We start from the raw sequence: 18,616 nt of genomic DNA, 5'->3' as shown, positions 1-18,616 counted from the left end.
GCGGGACAAAGAAAAGGCCTGGATGCTTGCGCAAATCCAGGCCTTTGTTCATCGCTTAAAAAAGATCTAAAGCATTGATTACCCGACCCCCTCTCATTATCCCGGCACGAAGCGTGTTTAAGGCTTGACGGTAAAAGGGACTTCAACCCTTTGTAGTTTCGCCCGATCAATGGCTTGTTGAGTCAAGGTTGTGGACAGCTTCTTCATGGCGTTGAATTGCGTGACCTCATCCGCATCCTTGAGGTCGTTTTGCAAATCGTTGTATTCCTTGCTGTAGGTTTCTTCGAGATAGCGTTCCCAAAATGGCTGTTCGAGAATCCGCTGCGCAAGCAGCTCGCCCTCTTCCAGCGCGAGGACTCGCTGATAAGCATCCTCGATCATCCCCTGGGTCACACCGGCTATATTCCTGAACAACATGCCCCGCGATTGCCACGGCAGGTTCAAACGCTCTGCGAGGTCAGTCATGTAGGCCAGGTGAACTTCCACTTCATCGATGGTGCCAGTGACAACGCCCCCCTCTTGGCGGCGGAATGCCTCTCCTGCGGCCAACCGGTCCGCCACTCGACGTCGGGCTATGGCACCCAACTCATCAAGCCTTGACTTGCCACGGGCCAGCGACGCCAGCTCGGCCTCCACAAGGTCTGTATTCGCCAGGGAATTCGCTTCATGAACCAGCACCTCGACACCCATGGCGTTGAAAAACTGAGTTCCGCCGTCAGCGCACACGGTTGACGCTACAGCTTCAGAAAATATCTTTTCCCGCAGTTCGGTGTTTTCTTCCATGGCTGTCAGCATGCGCCAGACCTTGGCAGTGAGATCAGCTTTGTAACTCGTATTAGAGCCCCTGAAGTCGGCCGACTCCGTCAACTTTCCAAGCTCCTTGAAAAAGGGCTCGGAGCCGAACTCATCCTCGACGGCATCCCAGATGGGCTGGCGGGCATTCCACTCGTCCAGGGTAATTCCCTCATCCCAAAACGAACTGTCCACCGTCCCCCGTGGTGGATAGGGACGGTCAGGGTCCAGCCCGACCGACTCAATATATTGTTTGAGCTGCTCCAGGTTCTCGGCGGACAGCCATTGCGGTTCGCGACTCACGTTTGTACGGGCGATCAGTTCGGCGCTGACTGAACCGGGGGCCACCGTCGGAAGCTGGCTGATGCGGTTGTAACGCAGGTCCAGGAACATATTGCGCGCTCGCTGTTTTGCGAACAGCCCAATCGGCCATGAGTCAATTCCGGTGTCGTCCAGGGCCAGTATCATCAGGTTCGGCATCTGGCTGATATCCGGCACCCGTCCGAGTGGATTGCCATCGAGCTTCAACACTCTCAACCGGGTCATGGTGCGCAGCCTTGCGACGCTCTCTTCCGTCAACGAGATCTGATTGTTGGAAAGAAACAGGTCGTGCAGATGTCGCATGTCGCTGATCACCTTGGGAAAAGTGTTCAAACGGTTTCCGACCATGCTCAACTGGCGCAACTGGCGAAACGGCGCCAGAAAGGATTGTTGAAGGGGGAGCAATTTGGCGTTGAGCAAGCTCAACAGCGTGACATGGTCAAAATTGGCGGTCAGCAATGGCATTCCGGGGAGGTGTTGATCCAGAGGCAAACCATCCAGAATCAGCGCCTGCGGCTGGATAATCCCCGGAGCTTCAATACCTCGAGGTCCGGTTCGCTGCCAACATTGCCGGATCGCTTCATACACGCTTTTCCTGGAAGTCCACTCTGCCACTCCTGCCGGACTGTAACGGAACGCTTGGGTTGGTGAATTCATCCAGCTCTGAAACGAATGATTCAATGCATTGAACTCATTCTCCAGAACCCGCACTCGCCGTTCAGCCGCGCCGTCACCCCATCCGCGGAGCATGGACTCAACCTCTGCCTCGGTGAACGCGGGATACAACGTATGGACTCGTCCCCGAAGAGCGCTCCAGCCGGGCTGGCGTATGGGATAGCCTTGCATACCGCCGCGCAGGCGCATTTTTTCCGGATCATAGGCCGGCTTGCGCACCGGGTGGTCTAACAGGACCTGCTCGAATTGATCGTGACGAAGTGGTGAACGCTGTATCGCGTCCCTCAGCTTGTCGCCCTGAAAGATCTCGTAGCCCAATGCCTTGCGCTCTGTGTCGGGCAGGGCATGCAGCAGTGAACTGTAGAAGTCGTCGGCGCCATGCAGGTGTCGATTGCTTTCATCGCGGGTGTGGTAGCGGCCGTCCTTATCAAAGATCAAGACCTTGCGGATCGGTGCCGCCTGCTCCCCAGCGCTGGCCTGCAGCATACCGCTGAAGGACAACTCACGGATTTCGATGCGCACGTTCGGCGACCAGCCCGGCAGCTTCTGAACCGAGCACAGCTTCAGCCGAAGGGTATCGATATTTTCAAGTGGCTCAAGGTAGAGGCCTTCATAGGCGCGAGCCACACGCACTTTGTTGTGTGCGGCGCGGATTTGCTGGCGCAGCCCCAACGGGGTGCGGTTTTTTTCTTTGAGAAAGCGCAGGTCTTCCGGGTCCGCATCCTCCAGCAACTTTTCAATCACACCGCGCGGCAGATCAGGGTAGTCGCCTTGCAGCCTGGCCACCCGAGCATCGGTCGAAGCCTGCGTACCTTTGTACTGGGACTCAAAAATTCGCGCCTGGCGCTTGTTGGCCCGTTTCGCCAGTTCCTCACGCAGTGCGTTGATGCGCACGGCCTTGTCGGTGGAGATCGCCCTGCCGAGTAACCCTTCTATTTCAGGCTCGTCCAAAGATTCGATCACCCGCCTCTCCAGCCCGCCGGCCTTGAGTTCAGCCAAGGTCAATTTCAGTGTGTCGGAAGCTGACGCATTGGCGTTGCCAAAGGTAACTGCCTGGCCGCCGACCGGTAGCGGGTCGGTCAAAGTGATGGCTCTGGCTTCCGGCCATCGCGGTAGGTCCGTCATCAGATCGGGCAGGTATCCGGCCAGCCCTTCGCTAATCAGGCCGCTGCGAATCTGCTCGCCGAGTTTGCCTACCCGGGCCTGTATATCGAAGCGCTCAACGGCATCGGTCAACAGCGGCGGCGGCAGTTCATGCTCGACGTGGAGCCGGCGCAGTGCATTTTCGTCAACACCGCTGACGTTGAGAAGCTGCTCCAGTGTCGTATCGCTGAAGGTACTGGCTAACGGGTTGAGTCGACGCAGGACCCGAATCTTGTCCCATTCGACGGGGCGGTCGAGTTCGGTCTTCCAGGCGCCTGCCGCGTTGTGCTCGACCTGCGGCGCATAGGCGCCAGTCCGTGTCGGATGTTGCACGCGATGTTTACCGGTTTGAGGATCCTTTTTGACCACGTATTGCTTGTCTTCCAACTGAAGTACATCGCGCCCGTTGTGTTGATGCAAACCCACGTCGTCGGGTCTGGAACCCTTGGGCAACGCGATCTTGTGCTCGTAAGGTGCAAGATCGGGGTTCCACATTCGTGTAGAACCATCAGGCATTGAAACAGGCTTGAGGTTATCGACAAATGACGATGGCTTGACCGCTGCAGCGCCGGAGGGCAACACATGGCCTGCACCTATCAGCGCCAGTTGGGCAAAGTTGATGATGACGCTGTTGATGTGGGCAGAGGCTTCGTCCTTGTCACCGTTGCTCCAGTCCTCAATCCCCTCGGCGAACTCCGCCATCAGTTGGGCGACCATTACCCCCAGTACGACCTCCCCCATTCCCGGCACCAGCATTGCCGCGAAGCTCAAGACGTTCCAGCCGATATCCAGATAGCTGATCAACCTGTTCCAGCGGGTTTTGGCGTCTTCGTCACCCGTAGGCACCGCAATGAGCCGGGCATCGGCGATGGCCTTGTCGCGCTTCTCGCGGTACAGGTAATCCCAGAGGTTACCCGGGATCGGGACAGTGATCGGTTCGACGTCAGGGTTTTCGATCGGCGTTTCCCGCCACCAGGGCCCCATGCTGAGCGGCTCGCGCTGATGCCATGTAATTTCCTTGAGTCGCTCGTTAACCCGTTTGAAGAATTTCGGCTTGTCCCTTTGGGCAACAAACCGACTGAAGAACTGCTGATACTGTGTGTCTTTCAGTTGGGTGACCAACTCCGTCATGAACGCTGTCAGTGACGGGTATTCTTTCAAGGGATGAATCGGGTCATCAGGTACATAGGCAATGAGCGGTCCGGCCAATCGACTTTGATCATAAAAGTCCGCCCTGCGCCTGTACTCCTGCGTTAAAGCCTCTGGCCCATTGGCGAATACGTCGCTGACCAATTTGAATCTTTCATACGCATTATCAGTTAACCCCGGAATACGCCTGGACCACTCATGTAAAAATAGAAGTTCCTCGGGCAGAAAACTTCCCAGAGCTTCTTCTATGACGCTTTTTTCCGCAACGGCACTAAACAGTACAACACCTGACAACTCAAAGCCCATTATCCTTAATCGGTGAACTTGCAAGGGTTTTCCATGGTATTGGATATCGTTGTTACCGCGCCCCAACTCCTGAATTTTTGTCCAACTGTAGTGCCCGATATCCGACGACATGAGAGCGGTCAATGCCACCACTTCCAACGCTGACTTTTCAACGGCAACAGCCTGTTTGCACAGCGCCACCTGTTCCTTGGAGCCGGTGGGCATCAGCAGCGACTTGATATGATTTTGGTACTGCGTACCGATATCCAGCGTCCGACAGAGCGCGGTAAATTGCTCGACGGTGATCGGATGCAGCATCGGCGAGCCAGTGTTGTCGGCGGTATAGACGCCGGAGCCACTGCGAAAGGCTCCTGCCTTGGTCTCAGGCTCTTCGAAATTGTGCAGCGCGGCATCCAGCAATGAAGAATGCCTGGAGTGGGTGCCGCCACTGTCGATCCCAAATATGATTTTGTCGGGCACGTAAAGCCGAAGGGTTGTTTTCTCGACGTCCAGATCAACATCGAAATTCGTCTTGATAGCTTCCGTCAGCAGCGGTTTTGCAAAGTCTTGAATGTTCTGCTGGAGCAACTTCAACATCGAGTCCAGTTCGCCTTGTTGATACCCGTGCTGTTGCAATAGTTCTTTCAGTTTCTGTCGACCCATAGGCCTTAGTGCTTGATAGTTTTTCGGCACTGCCACGTTTTCTTTCAAGGACTCCAGTCTATGGGGCGGCGCGTTTTTTATAGCGTCCGGAATGAGCGCCTTGATCTTTTCATAGTGAACACCTTTATATTCGGCTAAAGCGTGGCTCGGGGACGGAGTTGAGGGTGTAATCGACATCGTCATGACAACCTGAATTTATTAAATAGGTCTTCAGATTACTGACTCAAATTAAAAAACAAAAATCAAATTCCTGTTCACAAAATAGTAAAAAACATAATAACCACCCAACTATTTGAGGGGTAAAAATAACTATATACCGCACATCAATTACGTTTGTTATGTACGAACACTTGCGCAAACGATCCAGGCCTTGCACGACCGCCTACCCAAAGGCCTCGAGATGCACCACACTTCCTGGCTCTCATTGCTCCTGCCAGGTGTCCGGCTATGCGTTTATCTGAATTCATCGTGCAGCATGTAGATCGCATCGTTGATGAATGGGAAAAATTCGCCGAAAGCATCAGTACCGACTCTTCACTGGACCGCGCGACATTGCGCGATCACGCGAAGTCAATTCTGCTGGCCTCGGCATCCGATATGCGCAAGGCCCAGACCGCCAGCGAGCAAGCGGCCAAGGCCAAGGGGGAAGGTCCGGAGAAAACCCCGAGCCTGAACATGGCTGCCGCCAGCCATGGTGAACTTCGCCACACCGCTGGCTTCGACCTGGTGCAAATGACCTCCGAGTTCCGCCACTTGCGGGCCTGCGTGATTCGCCTGTGGGTCGACAGCCTTGAGTCGCCGGAACTTCAATACTTTCAAGACATGATTCGTTTCAATGAAGCCATCGACGAAGCCCTGGCCGAGTCCACCGCGGCCTATGCCGAGCAGGTCAATCGCTCGCGGGACATCTTTCTGGCGATCCTCGGCCATGACCTGCGCGCCCCCCTGCAAGCGGTGAGCATGTCCACTGAAATGCTAATGCGAAAAACCGCGCTCGAAGGCGATGCGCTGACCTTCGCGATGAATATCAAGCGCGGTGCGCGACACATGGCGGTGATGGTCAGCGATCTGCTGGAACTGGTACGCAGTCGCCTGGGCAAGAGCCTGCCGATCGAACCGGCACCCATGGACCTGGCCGATGCGGTGCATGCAGCAATTGCCGAAGCGTGCGCCGGCAACCCGGAGTGCGATCCGACAGTGAACGTGCAGGGAGACACCCGAGGTGTATGGGATGCCGGGCGGCTTGATCAACTGCTGCAGAACCTGATCGGCAATGCGTTGCAACATGGTTTGAACAAGCGTGACGTGACAGTCACCCTCATCGGCGAACCCGACACGGTTCGCCTCACGGTGCATAACTACGGAGCACCGATTCCCGAGGACGCTATTGGCACGATCTTCGATCCACTGGTGCGCAGCGCCGACGAAGAACTCGGCCAGCCATCCACCAGCCTCGGTTTGGGCCTGTTTATCGTCAAGGAAGTGGTCAACGCTCATTCCGGGACGATCGAGGTCAGTTCCAATGAGGCTGATGGCACGCTGTTTACCGTGGTGTTGCCCAGGAACATCTAGGGTTGTTGCGGGGAAAAGTCTTTTGTGGCGAGGGAGCTTGCTCCCGCTCGAGCGCGAAGCGGTCGCAAACCCAGCGACGCGGTATGTCTGACGAACTCCGGCTGCAAGTGTTGGGGCTGCTGTGCAGCCCAGCGGGAGCAAGCTCCCTCGCCACAGGTTCAGTGCTCAACGCTACTCAACCACTAACCGAGCCAACCGCTGCTTGAGCATGCGGTTCTCGGCCCGCAGTTGCTGGACCTCTTCAAGCAGGTCCAGCGCCAGGGCGACGCCTTCCCATTCCAGCTCCAGATCGTGCCGCAGCTTGGCGGCACGTTTGGCCAGTGCCAACTCATAATCGTTGAAACGCCAATCCTTGGGCTGGTTGCCCTGAGGTTCGAGGATGCCGTGTTCGACGATTTCGATCACGTAGACGTCCGACAGGTCGGTCGCCTCACAGAATTCTGCCATGTCCAGTTGAACGATCAGGGGGTTGCTCATGATGGGCTACTCCGTCTCTTGGATCAGAAGTTTTCTCTGGGGTTGAAAGCCGCTTTTTTCGCCAGTTCCTGCCACAACGCCTTGACCTCGTCGTCCGAGGCTTTAGGCATGACGGCCTTGAGTTGTACAAACAGATAACCGCGATGACCGGCCTTGTTCAACAATCCATGGCCCTTGGCACGCATGCGCTGGCCGTTCTGACTGCCGGCGGGAATCTTGAGGTTGATCTTGCCTGTCAGGGTCGGCACGGCAACTTCGGCGCCCAACGCCAATTCCCACGGGGCCAACGGCAAGGTAATGATCAGGTTCTCGCCTTCGACGTCGAACTTGGGGTGCGGCGCAAAGCGAATGATCAGGAACAAGTCGCCATTGGCCCCGCCACCAGTGCCCGGTGCACCCTGGCCCTTGAGGCGGATGCGCTCGCCGTCGGCCACGCCGGCCGGGATCTTCACGTTCAGGCTTTTGCTGGTGTTGCTGACATGCTGGCCGGCAGCGTTGTACTGCGGCACCTGGAAGGTGACCTTCTTCGATTCGTTCGAGAGGGTTTCTTCCAGAAAAATCCCGAGTTCCATTTCCACGTCTTGCCCTCGACGCCCGGCGCTACGGCCCGACTGTCCACCACCAAAACCAGGACCACGGTTGCCGAAAATCGAACTGAAGAAGTCCGAAAAATCGCCTGTGTCCTGACCACCGCCGAAACCGCCTGCGCCACGACCCTGCCAACCCGGCGGGCCCTGGAACGGTTGGCCGTGCTGGCCGTATTTGCGCAAGTCGTCGTATTCGGCGCGCTTGTCGGCGCTTTTCAGCGCTTCATAGGCTTCCGAGGCGTCTTTGAATTTGGACTCGGCGTCCTTTTCCTTGCTGACGTCCGGGTGATACTTGCGCGCCAGCTTGCGATAGGCGGCCTTGATCGTCTTATCGTCCGCAGTCGGTTCCACACCGAGAATCTTGTAATAGTCTTTGAAGTCCATCTAAGGATCACCATCCGTTATCAAAATCGCGCCACCATCGGCAGCATGCGCTCATTGGCAGCCGCGAGGTTGACCGATCTCAAGGTTGTGACCGGGGCGCGCATCAGAAGTTTATCGGCAGCGGTGGACGGTTCTTGCGACCGTCCTGGGGCTGCCAGGCGCAATGCAGACAAGTTTGGGGCATATCGCCGTCTTTACAAGGCGCCAATCAACGAGATTTAGCGGATAGTCGGCCTTCGAATCTGCGCCGCACTGACATACACTGCGCGGCCGTTTTTTAACCGGAACTCGAAAGACATGAAAAACGCATCTCCAGCCCGTGCCTGTGGTATCGACTTCGGCACGTCCAACTCCACCGTCGGCTGGCTGCGCCCCGGCATGGAAACGCTGATCGCGCTGGAGGACGACAAGATCACCCTGCCTTCGGTGGTCTTCTTCAACATGGAAGAACGCCGCCCGGTGTACGGCCGACTGGCGCTGCACGAGTACCTGGAAGGTTATGAAGGCCGGCTGATGCGCTCGCTCAAGAGCCTGCTCGGTTCCAAGCTGATCAAGCACGACACCAGCGTCCTCGGCACGGCAATGCCGTTCAAGGACTTGCTCGGGCTGTTTATCGGTCAGCTGAAGAAGCGCGCCGAAACCGCCGCCGGTCGCGAGTTCGATGAAGTGGTGCTCGGTCGCCCGGTGTTCTTCGTCGATGACGATGAAATGGCCGACCAGGAAGCCGAAAACACTCTGGTGGACGTGGCCCGCGCCATCGGTTTCAAGGACGTTTCGTTCCAGTACGAACCGATTGCGGCGGCATTCGACTATGAGTCGACCATCGAAAAAGAAGAGTTGGTACTGATCGTCGACATCGGCGGTGGTACGTCCGACTTCTCGCTGGTGCGCCTGTCCCCTGAGCGCCGGACCCACGACAACCGTCACGACGACATCCTCGCCACCGGCGGTGTGCACATCGGCGGGACCGATTTCGACAAGCAGCTGAGCCTGCAAGGCCTGATGCCGCTGTTCGGCTATGGCAGCCGGATGAAGAGCGGCGCTTACATGCCGACCAGCCATCACATGAACCTGGCGACCTGGCACACCATCAACTCGGTGTACTCGCAGAAGTCGACCTTGGCGCTGGGCAGCATGCGTTACGACATCGAAGACACCGGCGGCATCGATCGCCTGTTCAAGCTGATCGACCAGCGCGCCGGCCACTGGCTGGCCATGGAAGTGGAAGAAACCAAGATCCAGCTGACCCACGCAGACAGCCGCCATGTGCCGCTGGACCGCATCGAACCGGGTTTGAGCGTGGAGTTGAGCCGGGCACTGTTCGAATCGGCCATCGACAACTTGCTGGAGCGCGTGCGCAACAGTGTCACCCAGCTGCTGAACGACGCCAATGTGCGAGTCGATCAGGTGGATACGGTGTTTTTCACGGGCGGTTCGAGCGGGATTCCGGCACTGCGTAACAGCGTCTCGGCGATGTTGCCGAATGCGCGGCATGTGGAAGGGAACATCTTCGGCAGTATCGGCAGTGGCTTGGCGATTGAAGCGATGAAGCGCTACGGCAACATGGATTGATCCGAAACCCTGTGGCGAGGGAGCTTGCTCCCGCTGGGCCGCGAAGCGGCCCCCTTCTTATCCCCAAAAGCAGGGGACTGCTACGCAGTCCAACGGGAGCAAGCTCCCTCGCCACAATTAGATCATCGCCGGGTTACACCATCCCCACCTGCTTCAACTCACTCTTCAAATACGCGTAATAAATCGGCCCCGCCACCACCCCCGGCAGGCCGAACGCGGCCTCGAACACCAGCATTGCCAGCAGCAACTCCCACGACTTGGCACTGATCTGCCCGCCAACGATGCGCGCGTTGAGAAAGTATTCGAGCTTGTGGATAAAAATCAGATAACCCAGCGCCGCCACGGCCACCCAGATCGACAGCGACAAACCGACGATGGTGATCAGGGTGTTCGACATCAGGTTGCCGATCACCGGCAGCAGGCCGAGCAGGAAGGTCAGCACGATCAGGGTTTTGGTCAGCGGCAGCTTGATCCCGAACATCGGCAGGACCACCGCCAGGAAAATCCCGGTGAAGAAGGTGTTGAGCAGGGAAATCTTGATCTGGGCGAACACGATGTTGCGAAACGCCTGGACCAACAGGTGCAAGCGGTCGAACAGCGCGGCGGCCAAGGGCTTGCGCTTGGTCACGTCCGGCACGCGCTGCAAGGCAATGATCGCCCCCAGCACCATGCCGATCAGCAGCGTCACAAACATGTGCGCCGCGTCCTTGCCCACCAGCTGCAAGTCGCTGAGGTGCTTGCTCACCCACTCGCCAATCGCCACGCGGAACTCGGCGGCGCTGGCAGGCAGATAGGCGTCGATGAACGGCGGCAGTTGCCCGCGCGCCCGATCAACCACACCCATGAATTTGTCGAGAGAAGCGCCGGGGTTTTCCGCTTCGTGCAGCAGAAAGCTGAAGGCACCGGCAAAGATCAGCGTCAACACACTGACCACTAGCGTTCCCAACAACGCCACTGCCAGCCAGCGCGCACGCCGACCTTCGATCAGGCGCTGCAATTGCGGGGTGAGCATGTTGACCAGTTCGAACACCAGCAGCCCAGCTAGCAGACTGGGCAGCAACCGCAGCGGTATCACCAGCAACAAACCGCCGAAAATGATGACCCAACTGATGATTAGCAAGACGTGACGTTGAGAAAACGTTGGCATACAGCCTCAAAACGAACGGCGTAAAAGGATTGGCAGTCTGCCAGCGTTCCGATGCCAGCACTAGGGATTGTGTAGGTCGACCTTAGTGGGGGCGCTGGCGACTTTTTGCAGTGAGCTTATTGGCCCCATCGCGAGCAAGCTCGCTCCCACATTTGTCCTGCGTACACAGTTCCACTGTGGGAGCGAGCTTGCTCGCGATGGGGCACTAAAAACCACCACAAACTTCCCGCCCCCACACCCGAGCATGTTGTTATTTTTTCTTCAGGCAATCGCTCATGAAGGTTTTGCGCGCATCGCCCTTGAGCGCCTTAGTAGCAGCATCGGCGTTGCAGGTTTTCATTTTTTCTTGCTGAGGCGTCAGGGGTTTGGCGGCATCTGCGGCGGGTGCAGCTTTGAGGCAATTGCTCATGAAGGCTTTGCGTTCGTCTCCCTTGAGGGTTTTCGCGGTAGCGTCAGCATTGCAGGTGGTCATCTTGTTCTGTTGCTCGGTGGCGGCAAAGCCCTGGGCGCAGAGCAGCAAACCGATCATCAACAAAGGGACACGCAACATCTTCATGGAGTTTTCTCCTTGTTGCCGCACCGACGAGCACGGCCTCGCTCTGGAGTGTAGACAACACCTGTTACACCTTCCTGGCCTCAAGGTGGCTGCGCCGATACTGTTCCGGCGTGCACTCCGCCTGGCGTTGAAACATCGCGATAAACGCTGAGCCGGTGCTATAGCCCATATCGAAGGCGATCTCCTGAATGCTGCGGTGACTGTCCAGCGCTTCGATCGCTGCCAGAAACCGCAACCGCTGCCGCCACTCACCAAAACTCATGCCCAACTCACGCACGAACCGCCGCGCCAGGGTGCGTTCGCTGACATGGATCTGCGCGGCCCATTCCGCCAAGGGCCGGTTATCACCGGGCTCGGCCTGCAAGGCTTCGAGTATCCCGAGCAAGCCGGGGCTGCTGGCGTAAGGCAGGTAACACTCATGCACCGGCGCCTGCTGCAGCTGATCCACCAACACCTGAGCCAGACGTTTGTCAGCGTCTTGCTCGGGAATCTTCACATCCCGGGTGGCGAAGTCTTTGAGGATCGCTTTGAGGATGTCGCTGATGGCCAGGGTGCAGGCCTGTTGCGGCAGATCCTGGCACATCAGCGGAGCCAGGCAGACCGCGCGATAGTTGATCGGCTGATGGCTGTAGAAGCTGTGCTCGGTCTGCGGCGGCACCCACACCGCATATTGCGGCGGTGACATGAAGCGGCTGCCGCCGATATCCATGTGCAATACGCCGTGGGCCGAATACTCCAGCGTGCCCCATGGATGACGATGCGCCGAGGCATAACGATGCGCATCGAAGTCGGCATAACGGAAGTACACCGGGGCAGGCAGTTCGCTGAAATCCAGCAGATCGATGTGTTTACTGTTCATGCTGTCCGTCATCAGGGGCAGGTTGTCTGGATCGAAGTATAGGCTTGTATCCAGACAGGCGATAATCACCCCTCATTAACGTTCTGGTTTTTATCGATGCAATACGCTTATCCCCTGCTGGCCATTTTCATTTGGGCCGGCAACACCGTGATCACCAAGATGTCGGCCGGGGCGATCTTCCCCGCCGAGATCGGCTTTTACCGCTGGCTACTTGCCGGACTGCTGTTCACACCTTTCATGCTCAAACCGGTGATCGCCCATTGGCCAGCGATCCGTCCGAACCTGGGCAAGATCTTTGTGCTGGGCGTGCTCGGCATGGCTGTTTACCAAAGCCTGGCGTACTTCGCGGCGAGCCTGACCTCGGCCACCAACATGGGGATCATCCTGTCGCTGATGCCGTTGATGTCGCTGGCCATGGCGATCATTAGCCTCGGCCAGCGCCTGACCATCGGGGCCCTGGCCGGTGCGGTGCTGTCGTTCGCGGGGGTTTTGGTGGTCGTCTCATCCGGCAGCCTTGGTGCGCTGCTCGAACACGGGGTGAACCTGGGTGACGCGATGATGCTGATCGCCACCCTGGCCTACGCGATCTACAGCACGCTGCTGAAAAAATGGCAGCTGCGTTTGCCGCCGCTGGTGTTGCTGTACATGCAGGTATGGGTCGCGGTGGTGGTGCTGTTTCCGCTGTTCCTCGCGTCACCGAAGATCGGCCCGACGCTGCAGAACATTCCGCTGGTGCTTTACGCCTGCCTACTGGCCTCGATGGTTGCGCCATTGGCGTGGATGCAGGCTGTGATCCGCCTGGGGCCGAGTCGGACCACGCTGTTTTTCAATCTGCTGCCGCTGATTACTGCGCTGATTGCGGCGGTGGTGCTGCATGAACAGTTGGCGATGTATCACCTGGTCGGCGGGATGTTGACGCTGGGTGGAGTGATTCTTTCGGAGCGCTGGACCACCGTGTTGGGCCGTAAGGTTAGCGTTGCCTGATAGAAAAAGATCGCAGCCTTCGGCAGCTCCTACGGGAGAACGCATTCCAACGTAGGAGCTGGCGAAGCCTGCGATCTTTTGATCTTATAGACCCGCGGCTTTCAGCCGGGCAGCATGCTCGACAAACAACCGGACCGGCTCCGCGCCCTTGCCCACCAAACCCAACGACTGATTGACGATGTCGAAGTGATCCATCGGATACTCATCACCAATCACTGTCCCCAGATGCGAGCTGTAACGCCCGACCATTCCGTCGCAATGCCCGACCTCTCGAACGAAGGTCCTGGCAAACAACCGACAACTGCGGTTGGTCCCATCAAACAGGTTTCGCCCGCGATCGGTCTTGCCCGGCTGCAAGGTCCCGGACCAGGAGTAATACCGCACGCCGTTGACCTCTTCCGGCCCATGCCCGCCCCAGGTTTCAGGCAAGCCCTGTGGATAACGCTGGTTGAACAGCGCCACGCCTTCCGTCGTCAGAGAATGATGGGAGGCATGGATATCCACCGGCAATTTCGGTCCGCGATAACCGGTATCCAACAGGCTCATCAGCGCACTGATCCAGCGCAGCAAAACGCTGAGCAAACGCCCCATGGCGCTGTCTCCCGGATAGTGTTTGTGCAGGTAATCCGCCAGCTCCGAACCGTGATTGGGCCCTGCCACCGACGTCACCGACGCCACCCGATCCGGGCGTTTGGCGGCGGCGTAACGGGCGGTGAGCGAGCCCTGGCTATGGCCGATCAGGTTGACCTTCTCGGCCCCGGTTTCCCGCAGAATCTCCTCGATCCGCGCCAGCAACTGCTCGCCACGTACCTCGCTGGAATTGAGCGGAGAAACCTGCACCGCAATCACCGTCGCCCCACCCCGGCGCAACGCCGAGATAATCCCGTACCAATACGGATAGATCAGCAGACGGATAAACCCGAGCATTCCCGGGACCAGCACCAACGGATAACGCGTGGCGGAACCTTGCGACATGGGCGAACGTCCTTGTGATCGGTGAGGTGACGCAAGGCTGAATGCAAGACATCAGCCAAGCATCGGCATCGAAGATGACAACTCGACGACCAGTCTATGACATCCCGCCCTACTTCAGCCCCACCACCCCCGCCACGATCAATCCGACCGACACCAGTTTGACCGCCGTCAGGCTTTCACCGAGCAACGCGAACCCGAGAAACACCGTACCCAGTGAGCCGATGGCGGTCCAGATCGGGTAAGCAATGCTCACCGGCAACTCGCGCATGGCCAGGGTCAGAAAGTAGATCCCGCCCACCGCGGCCACCACGGTGATCATCGACGGCCAGAGCCGGGTGAAGCCCTCGGCGTACTTCATGCCCATGGCAAAGGTGACTTCGAAGCCGGCGGCGATCAGCAAAAACAGCCAGGCCATCTAGAACTCCCTGGCCAGCGCCCGCAAACGCTGCTCGGCCTCGGCGGCGGAGATCTGGAAGGTGCGCGCCTCGGATTCTTCGCCTTCGGCGGCCACGACCGTGATGTCGGTGATGCCGATGAACCCCAACGCCGTTCGCAGCAACGGATCGGCATGGTTCATCGCCTCAAGTTCTCCACCGGGCCCGAAACCGAATCCACCGCGACTGGTGACGATCAATGCCTTCTTGCCCTGCACCAGCGGCTCGTATTGGGCGACGCCATTGTCCAGGGTGTGATTGAAGGTCAGCCCCAACCGCACAATCTGATCGATCCAGGCCTTGAGGCCGCTGGGCACGCTGAAGTTGTGCATCGGCGTGGAAATCACCAACAAATCGTGACCGAGTAACTCGCCCACCAGTTCATCGCTGAACGCCAGGTCGGCCTGCATCGACAGCGGTCGCGCATCGGGTTCGGGGTAAAACGCGGCGGCCACAAAAGCCTCGTTGACCGGCGGAATCAACGCTCGACCGACTTCGCGACGGGTCAGGTGCGACTGAGGATTGGCCGCCTGCCAGGCTGAAAGAAACACCTCGGCCAAGCATCGGGAGTGAGAACGTTCGCCACGGGGGCTGGCATGTACGGCAAGAATTGTGCTCATCTGAATCTCCTGAAGGACTAAACTCAAACTGCTTGTGGCTTGCAGCTTGAAGCGCGTAGCCCACCCTTTTCAAATGAGCAAAAATCAGTTTGGATGAATTTATTTCATCCATGGAGCTTTCAATGTTTGCCTCGCTGCCGCTGACCGCCCTGCGCGCCTTTGAATCCGCCTCGCGCCTGCTGAGCTTCAAGGCAGCCGCCGAAGAACTCTCGGTGACGCCGACCGCGGTTTCCCATCAGATTCGTTCGCTGGAGACCTGGCTCGGTGTGCCGTTATTCGAGCGGTTGCCACGGCAAGTTCGCCTGACGGACTGCGGTGAACGGCTGTTCCACAGCTTGCACGGTGCCTTGCTTGAAGTGGCGCAAAGTGTCGATACCTTGCGCCCACAACGCAGCGGCGCGAGCCTGACGATCTCCACGACCGCCGCTTTCGCTGCGTTGTGGCTGGTGCCCCGACTGGGCCGGTTCTACGCCCGGCACCCGAATATCAGCCTGCGGCTCGATACTCATTGCGAAGTCATCGATTTGCATCAGGACGCCAGCGTCGATCTGGTGCTGCGCTATAGCCTCGGTGATTACCCGAACCTTTATGGCCTGTGTCTGTTCGACGAATCCTTCGGTGTTTATGGCTCGCCGGAGCAAGTCGCCCTGGCCGCCAGCCGAGCACCGACGTTGATCAGCGTGCGCTGGCACAACTCCAAACTGTACGCCCACGGTTGGGAGGCATGGTGCGCACAATCCGGCGAGAACTGGCTTGCGGGGAAGCCAGCGGTCCGCGAATACGACGAAGAGCATTACGCCCTGCAAGCGGCGATTGCCGGGCAAGGCCTGGTGTTGGCGAGCAACATTCTGGTGTCCGAGAGCGTGGCCAGTGGTTTGCTGGTGGCTTACAAGGGTGAGGTTCAGGTCGATGGTGCCGGTTACGCTGCACTGTGTGTGCCGGGGCGCGAACGGCATCCGCCGGTCCGGGCGTTTTTTGCGTGGTTGCAGGAGGAAGCGGCGTTGTCGGGGCTATTGCCAAGATCGCGGCCTTCGGCAGTGCCTGCGGGAGATCGAGATGAAGAACGTAGAGAACGGCGCGGATGACATGGCGGACATTCTGAAAGATTTGTAATGCCTGTTAATCGCCATCGCGGGCAAGCCATGCTCCTACAGGTTTCGTGTCGGGCTCGGGACCTGTAGGAGCATGGCTTGCCCGCGATGGCGTCATACCAGACACCAACGGATTACTTGGTGGGTTTAACGGTCACGGGCGCCTTGCCGGCCTTCATCTGCTCCAGCAACGGCGCGCACTGATTCGGTTCGCCACCGCTCGGCGCCACCAGCGCCAGCAACCCAGCCGCCGGCGCCGCAATCACACCCAACGCCACCATCCCCGCCCCACGCAAAATCAGCGGCACAGCCTTCACACCCGCATCAGGCTTGATGAACTTGCCCCGCACGTACAACGGCGAACGCAGCGAGATCAACCGCCAGCCCTTGGATTCCGGGGTGATGGTCAGGTCCAGTTGCTCAGTCGCCATGTTGGCGGTGCCATCGATGTAGATGATCGCGTTTTCGGTATCGAAGACGAACAGGCGCGTAGTCGCCAGACCAGTCTTGATATCGAAGTCGGCGGCGGCGCAGTTGATCTTCACTTCCTTGTCGCCAAAGATCCTGCCAACCACAAAGTTGCCGACATTGAGCCCGGCCAGCTCCATCAACTCGCGGCTGATGGCGCCGTCGTTGATCAGCATTTTCAGATTGCCATTGGCGCTGCCCAGCAGTTTGGCCACCGAGTTGCCACGACCGGTGATGTCGGCATCGCCATTCAGTTCGCCGAAACTGGTTTTCATCGGTTCAAAGGTCGGGAACAACTGCTTGAGTTTGAACTTGCGTGCGGTGAGTTTGGCCCGGCCTTCCAGCGGTTCGGTTCGGCCATTGAGGCGAATCTGAGCATCCAGGTTGCCACCGGCCACACCGAAGCGCAGAGGTTCAAGGCTGAGCACGCCGTCGGTGAGTATCAGGTGGGTGTAGAGATCCTTGAACGGCAGTTTTTCGCTGTGGACGATGCGCTTGCCAGTGAACTCGACGTCAGCGTCCATATCGCGCCAGCGCTCGGTTTTGAACTCTTCGACCGGCAAGACCTTGTCCGTCGGCTGCTTGCTTTCGCCGCCACGGGCCTTTTGTTTGGCGTTGGAATCGGCACCGATCAGCGGAGCCAGGTCGGCAAACAGCAGTTGATTGGAAACCAGCGATCCGCTCAGCTTCGGGCGCGGCTGGCTGGCGACATAGGCCAGGCTGCCATGGATGTCGCTCTGACCGATCTTGCCGTTGAATTCTTCGTAACGGAACACTGCACCGTCCGCTTCATGCAGCTTGGCGATCAGGTGCCCGTCAGTCTCGTACGGCGGTGTGTCCGGCAGGGTTACGCCGGTCAGCGGGTAGAGATTGCCCAGGCTGGTGCCGGCCAGTTTCAGGCGCAAATCCAGGGCGCCGAGGTTCAGTGGATCGGTGAGGGTGCCGGCCAGTTCGACGCTGGTGTCGGCGATTTTCACTTTTGCTTGAAGCGGGAACGGTCTGGCCGCGTCCTGCAACGCCAGCAGGCCGCCGATCTTGCCTTCGCCCGCGAGTTTCTGGTCGTGGTATTGGCCTTTGACCTTCAGCGCGAACGCGTAATCCTGCGGCGCAGCGCCCTTCTCCGATGCGGTTTTCGCCGCTTTGTCACCGACGATGTCACTGAACGGAATCGGTTTGCCCAGCGGGTCGATGATCAAGTCGAGCTGAGTTTTCAAGTTTTGGTCGTCGAGGGTGACGTGGCCTTTGTCGAAGCCGATCGCACCGATGTCCACCACCCAGCTTGAAGGCTCGGCGTTCGGGTCTTTGGGGTCGAACTTGAAGGTCCAGTTAGCGCGACCATCGGCAAGGCGCTGGAGATCAGCATTCGGCTCGGTCAGGTCAATACGCGGGATCACCACGCGCTGCGCCAGCAAGGCCAGGGGCGAGAGGCGCAACTCGACGCGTTTGAGGGTGACCATCTGCGGCTTCTTCGACCAGTCCGGGTTGCCCAGGCTCAAGTCCTCCGCCACGACATGCGGCCACGGCACCCACGCGCGCCAGCCGCCCTCGTCGGATTCACGTCGCCAGACCACCGCGAGGTTGCCGTTGATGGCGAACGGGCGGTGCAGCTCTTCGGAAACTTTGGCGTTAAGCGGTGGTTTGATCCGGTTCCAATCGAAGAACGCGATGATCAGAACCAGTACGACCAGCAGGACAACAAGGCTGGCGAGGGTCCAGGTAAAAATTTTACGAGTGCGCGTCATTGCACAGGGCTCCTGATACGACTGAGCGTCCTGACTGCGACGCACGTTTGAAACGTTAGGCCAGAACCGGCCTGCCATGGAGTCTAGGACTGGAAAATGGCGCGCAGGTTTAACCGAAAT

14 protein-coding genes are annotated in these 18,616 nt (G+C 58.5%); 4 read left to right on the top strand and 10 right to left on the bottom strand.

The window, feature by feature from the left end; translation table 11 throughout:
- Positions 1-117: 117 nt before the first annotated feature.
- On the bottom strand, positions 118-5,205 hold the full coding sequence (locus ACA079_RS02805; protein ID WP_497702498.1) for an NEL-type E3 ubiquitin ligase domain-containing protein: 5,088 nt from the start codon (positions 5,203-5,205) through the stop codon (positions 118-120).
- Between the two features lie 270 nt (positions 5,206-5,475).
- Between ACA079_RS02805 and ACA079_RS02800 the strand changes: the two genes are divergently transcribed.
- Complete coding sequence (locus ACA079_RS02800; protein WP_497702497.1) at positions 5,476-6,600, top strand: sensor histidine kinase; 1,125 nt, start codon at positions 5,476-5,478, stop codon at positions 6,598-6,600.
- Positions 6,601-6,771: 171 nt separating this feature from the next.
- Here ACA079_RS02800 and ACA079_RS02795 read toward each other — a convergent pair whose 3' ends face one another.
- A complete protein-coding gene (locus ACA079_RS02795) occupies positions 6,772-7,077 on the bottom strand; it encodes a chaperone modulator CbpM (RefSeq protein WP_046044790.1) in 306 nt (101 codons plus the stop codon).
- A 23-nt stretch (positions 7,078-7,100) separates the two neighbouring features.
- A complete protein-coding gene (locus ACA079_RS02790; RefSeq protein ID WP_497702496.1) occupies positions 7,101-8,048 on the bottom strand; it encodes a DnaJ C-terminal domain-containing protein in 948 nt (315 codons plus the stop codon).
- A 297-nt stretch (positions 8,049-8,345) separates the two neighbouring features.
- Here ACA079_RS02790 and ACA079_RS02785 point away from each other — a divergent pair, with 297 nt between their 5' ends.
- On the top strand, positions 8,346-9,620 hold the full coding sequence (locus ACA079_RS02785; protein WP_111449224.1) for an Hsp70 family protein: 1,275 nt from the start codon (positions 8,346-8,348) through the stop codon (positions 9,618-9,620).
- Positions 9,621-9,753: 133 nt separating this feature from the next.
- Here ACA079_RS02785 and ACA079_RS02780 read toward each other — a convergent pair whose 3' ends face one another.
- The 3 genes from ACA079_RS02780 to ACA079_RS02770 all read right to left on the bottom strand — a co-directional run bounded on the left by ACA079_RS02780 (position 9,754) and on the right by ACA079_RS02770 (position 12,182).
- Positions 9,754-10,767, bottom strand: coding sequence for an AI-2E family transporter (locus tag ACA079_RS02780; RefSeq protein ID WP_497702495.1), 1,014 nt, complete (start codon positions 10,765-10,767; stop codon positions 9,754-9,756).
- A gap of 250 nt (positions 10,768-11,017) precedes the next feature.
- Complete coding sequence (locus ACA079_RS02775) at positions 11,018-11,323, bottom strand: PsiF family protein (protein ID WP_033055593.1); 306 nt, start codon at positions 11,321-11,323, stop codon at positions 11,018-11,020.
- A gap of 64 nt (positions 11,324-11,387) precedes the next feature.
- Positions 11,388-12,182: an AraC family transcriptional regulator gene (locus ACA079_RS02770; RefSeq protein ID WP_497702494.1), complete on the bottom strand. Its 795-nt coding sequence runs from the start codon at positions 12,180-12,182 to the stop codon at positions 11,388-11,390.
- A gap of 96 nt (positions 12,183-12,278) precedes the next feature.
- On the opposite strand from ACA079_RS02770, the gene ACA079_RS02765 reads away from it, so the two are divergent.
- Positions 12,279-13,166, top strand: a complete 888-nt coding sequence (locus ACA079_RS02765; RefSeq protein ID WP_497702493.1) for a DMT family transporter — start codon at positions 12,279-12,281, stop codon at positions 13,164-13,166.
- Between the two features lie 84 nt (positions 13,167-13,250).
- On the opposite strand, the gene ACA079_RS02760 is transcribed toward ACA079_RS02765, so the two are convergent.
- The 3 genes from ACA079_RS02760 to ACA079_RS02750 form a co-directional block, all read right to left on the bottom strand.
- Positions 13,251-14,141 (bottom strand): esterase/lipase family protein, encoded by an 891-nt coding sequence (locus ACA079_RS02760; protein ID WP_497702492.1) that lies wholly within the window; start codon positions 14,139-14,141, stop codon positions 13,251-13,253.
- A gap of 109 nt (positions 14,142-14,250) precedes the next feature.
- Positions 14,251-14,556, bottom strand: a complete 306-nt coding sequence (locus tag ACA079_RS02755) for a DMT family transporter (RefSeq protein WP_008157366.1) — start codon at positions 14,554-14,556, stop codon at positions 14,251-14,253.
- Positions 14,557-15,195 carry an FMN-dependent NADH-azoreductase gene (locus ACA079_RS02750; protein ID WP_497702491.1) on the bottom strand — a complete coding sequence of 213 codons (639 nt, stop codon included), beginning with the start codon at positions 15,193-15,195 and terminating at the stop codon, positions 14,557-14,559.
- 110 nt (positions 15,196-15,305) lie between these two features.
- Between ACA079_RS02750 and ACA079_RS02745 the strand changes: the two genes are divergently transcribed.
- Complete coding sequence (locus ACA079_RS02745) at positions 15,306-16,280, top strand: LysR substrate-binding domain-containing protein (protein ID WP_497702490.1); 975 nt, start codon at positions 15,306-15,308, stop codon at positions 16,278-16,280.
- A gap of 140 nt (positions 16,281-16,420) precedes the next feature.
- Here the strand turns inward: ACA079_RS02745 and ACA079_RS02740 are convergent, their stop codons facing one another.
- A complete protein-coding gene (locus tag ACA079_RS02740; RefSeq protein WP_497702489.1) occupies positions 16,421-18,496 on the bottom strand; it encodes an AsmA family protein in 2,076 nt (691 codons plus the stop codon).
- Positions 18,497-18,616: the final 120 nt, after the last annotated feature.

It is taken from the genome of Pseudomonas sp. LBUM1645, from assembly GCF_059716185.1.
This window is presented reverse-complemented; position numbering and strand designations above follow the sequence as displayed.

Excerpts from the sequence above, each read along its gene's own strand:
- ACA079_RS02780 (WP_497702495.1), bottom strand. The coding sequence starts at position 10,767 with ATGCCAACGTTTTCTCAACGTCACGTCTTGCTAATCATCAGTTGGGTC.
- ACA079_RS02760 (WP_497702492.1), bottom strand. The coding sequence starts at position 14,141 with ATGTCGCAAGGTTCCGCCACGCGTTATCCGTTGGTGCTGGTCCCGGGA.
- ACA079_RS02755 (WP_008157366.1), bottom strand. The coding sequence starts at position 14,556 with ATGGCCTGGCTGTTTTTGCTGATCGCCGCCGGCTTCGAAGTCACCTTT.
- ACA079_RS02790 (WP_497702496.1), bottom strand. The coding sequence starts at position 8,048 with ATGGACTTCAAAGACTATTACAAGATTCTCGGTGTGGAACCGACTGCG.
- ACA079_RS02770 (WP_497702494.1), bottom strand. The coding sequence starts at position 12,182 with ATGAACAGTAAACACATCGATCTGCTGGATTTCAGCGAACTGCCTGCC.
- ACA079_RS02775 (WP_033055593.1), bottom strand. The coding sequence starts at position 11,323 with ATGAAGATGTTGCGTGTCCCTTTGTTGATGATCGGTTTGCTGCTCTGC.
- ACA079_RS02795 (WP_046044790.1), bottom strand. The coding sequence starts at position 7,077 with ATGAGCAACCCCCTGATCGTTCAACTGGACATGGCAGAATTCTGTGAG.
- ACA079_RS02765 (WP_497702493.1), top strand. The coding sequence starts at position 12,279 with ATGCAATACGCTTATCCCCTGCTGGCCATTTTCATTTGGGCCGGCAAC.
- ACA079_RS02800 (WP_497702497.1), top strand. The coding sequence starts at position 5,476 with ATGCGTTTATCTGAATTCATCGTGCAGCATGTAGATCGCATCGTTGAT.
- ACA079_RS02740 (WP_497702489.1), bottom strand. The coding sequence starts at position 18,496 with ATGACGCGCACTCGTAAAATTTTTACCTGGACCCTCGCCAGCCTTGTT.
- ACA079_RS02745 (WP_497702490.1), top strand. The coding sequence starts at position 15,306 with ATGGAGCTTTCAATGTTTGCCTCGCTGCCGCTGACCGCCCTGCGCGCC.
- ACA079_RS02785 (WP_111449224.1), top strand. The coding sequence starts at position 8,346 with ATGAAAAACGCATCTCCAGCCCGTGCCTGTGGTATCGACTTCGGCACG.
- ACA079_RS02805 (WP_497702498.1), bottom strand. The coding sequence starts at position 5,205 with ATGTCGATTACACCCTCAACTCCGTCCCCGAGCCACGCTTTAGCCGAA.
- ACA079_RS02750 (WP_497702491.1), bottom strand. The coding sequence starts at position 15,195 with ATGAGCACAATTCTTGCCGTACATGCCAGCCCCCGTGGCGAACGTTCT.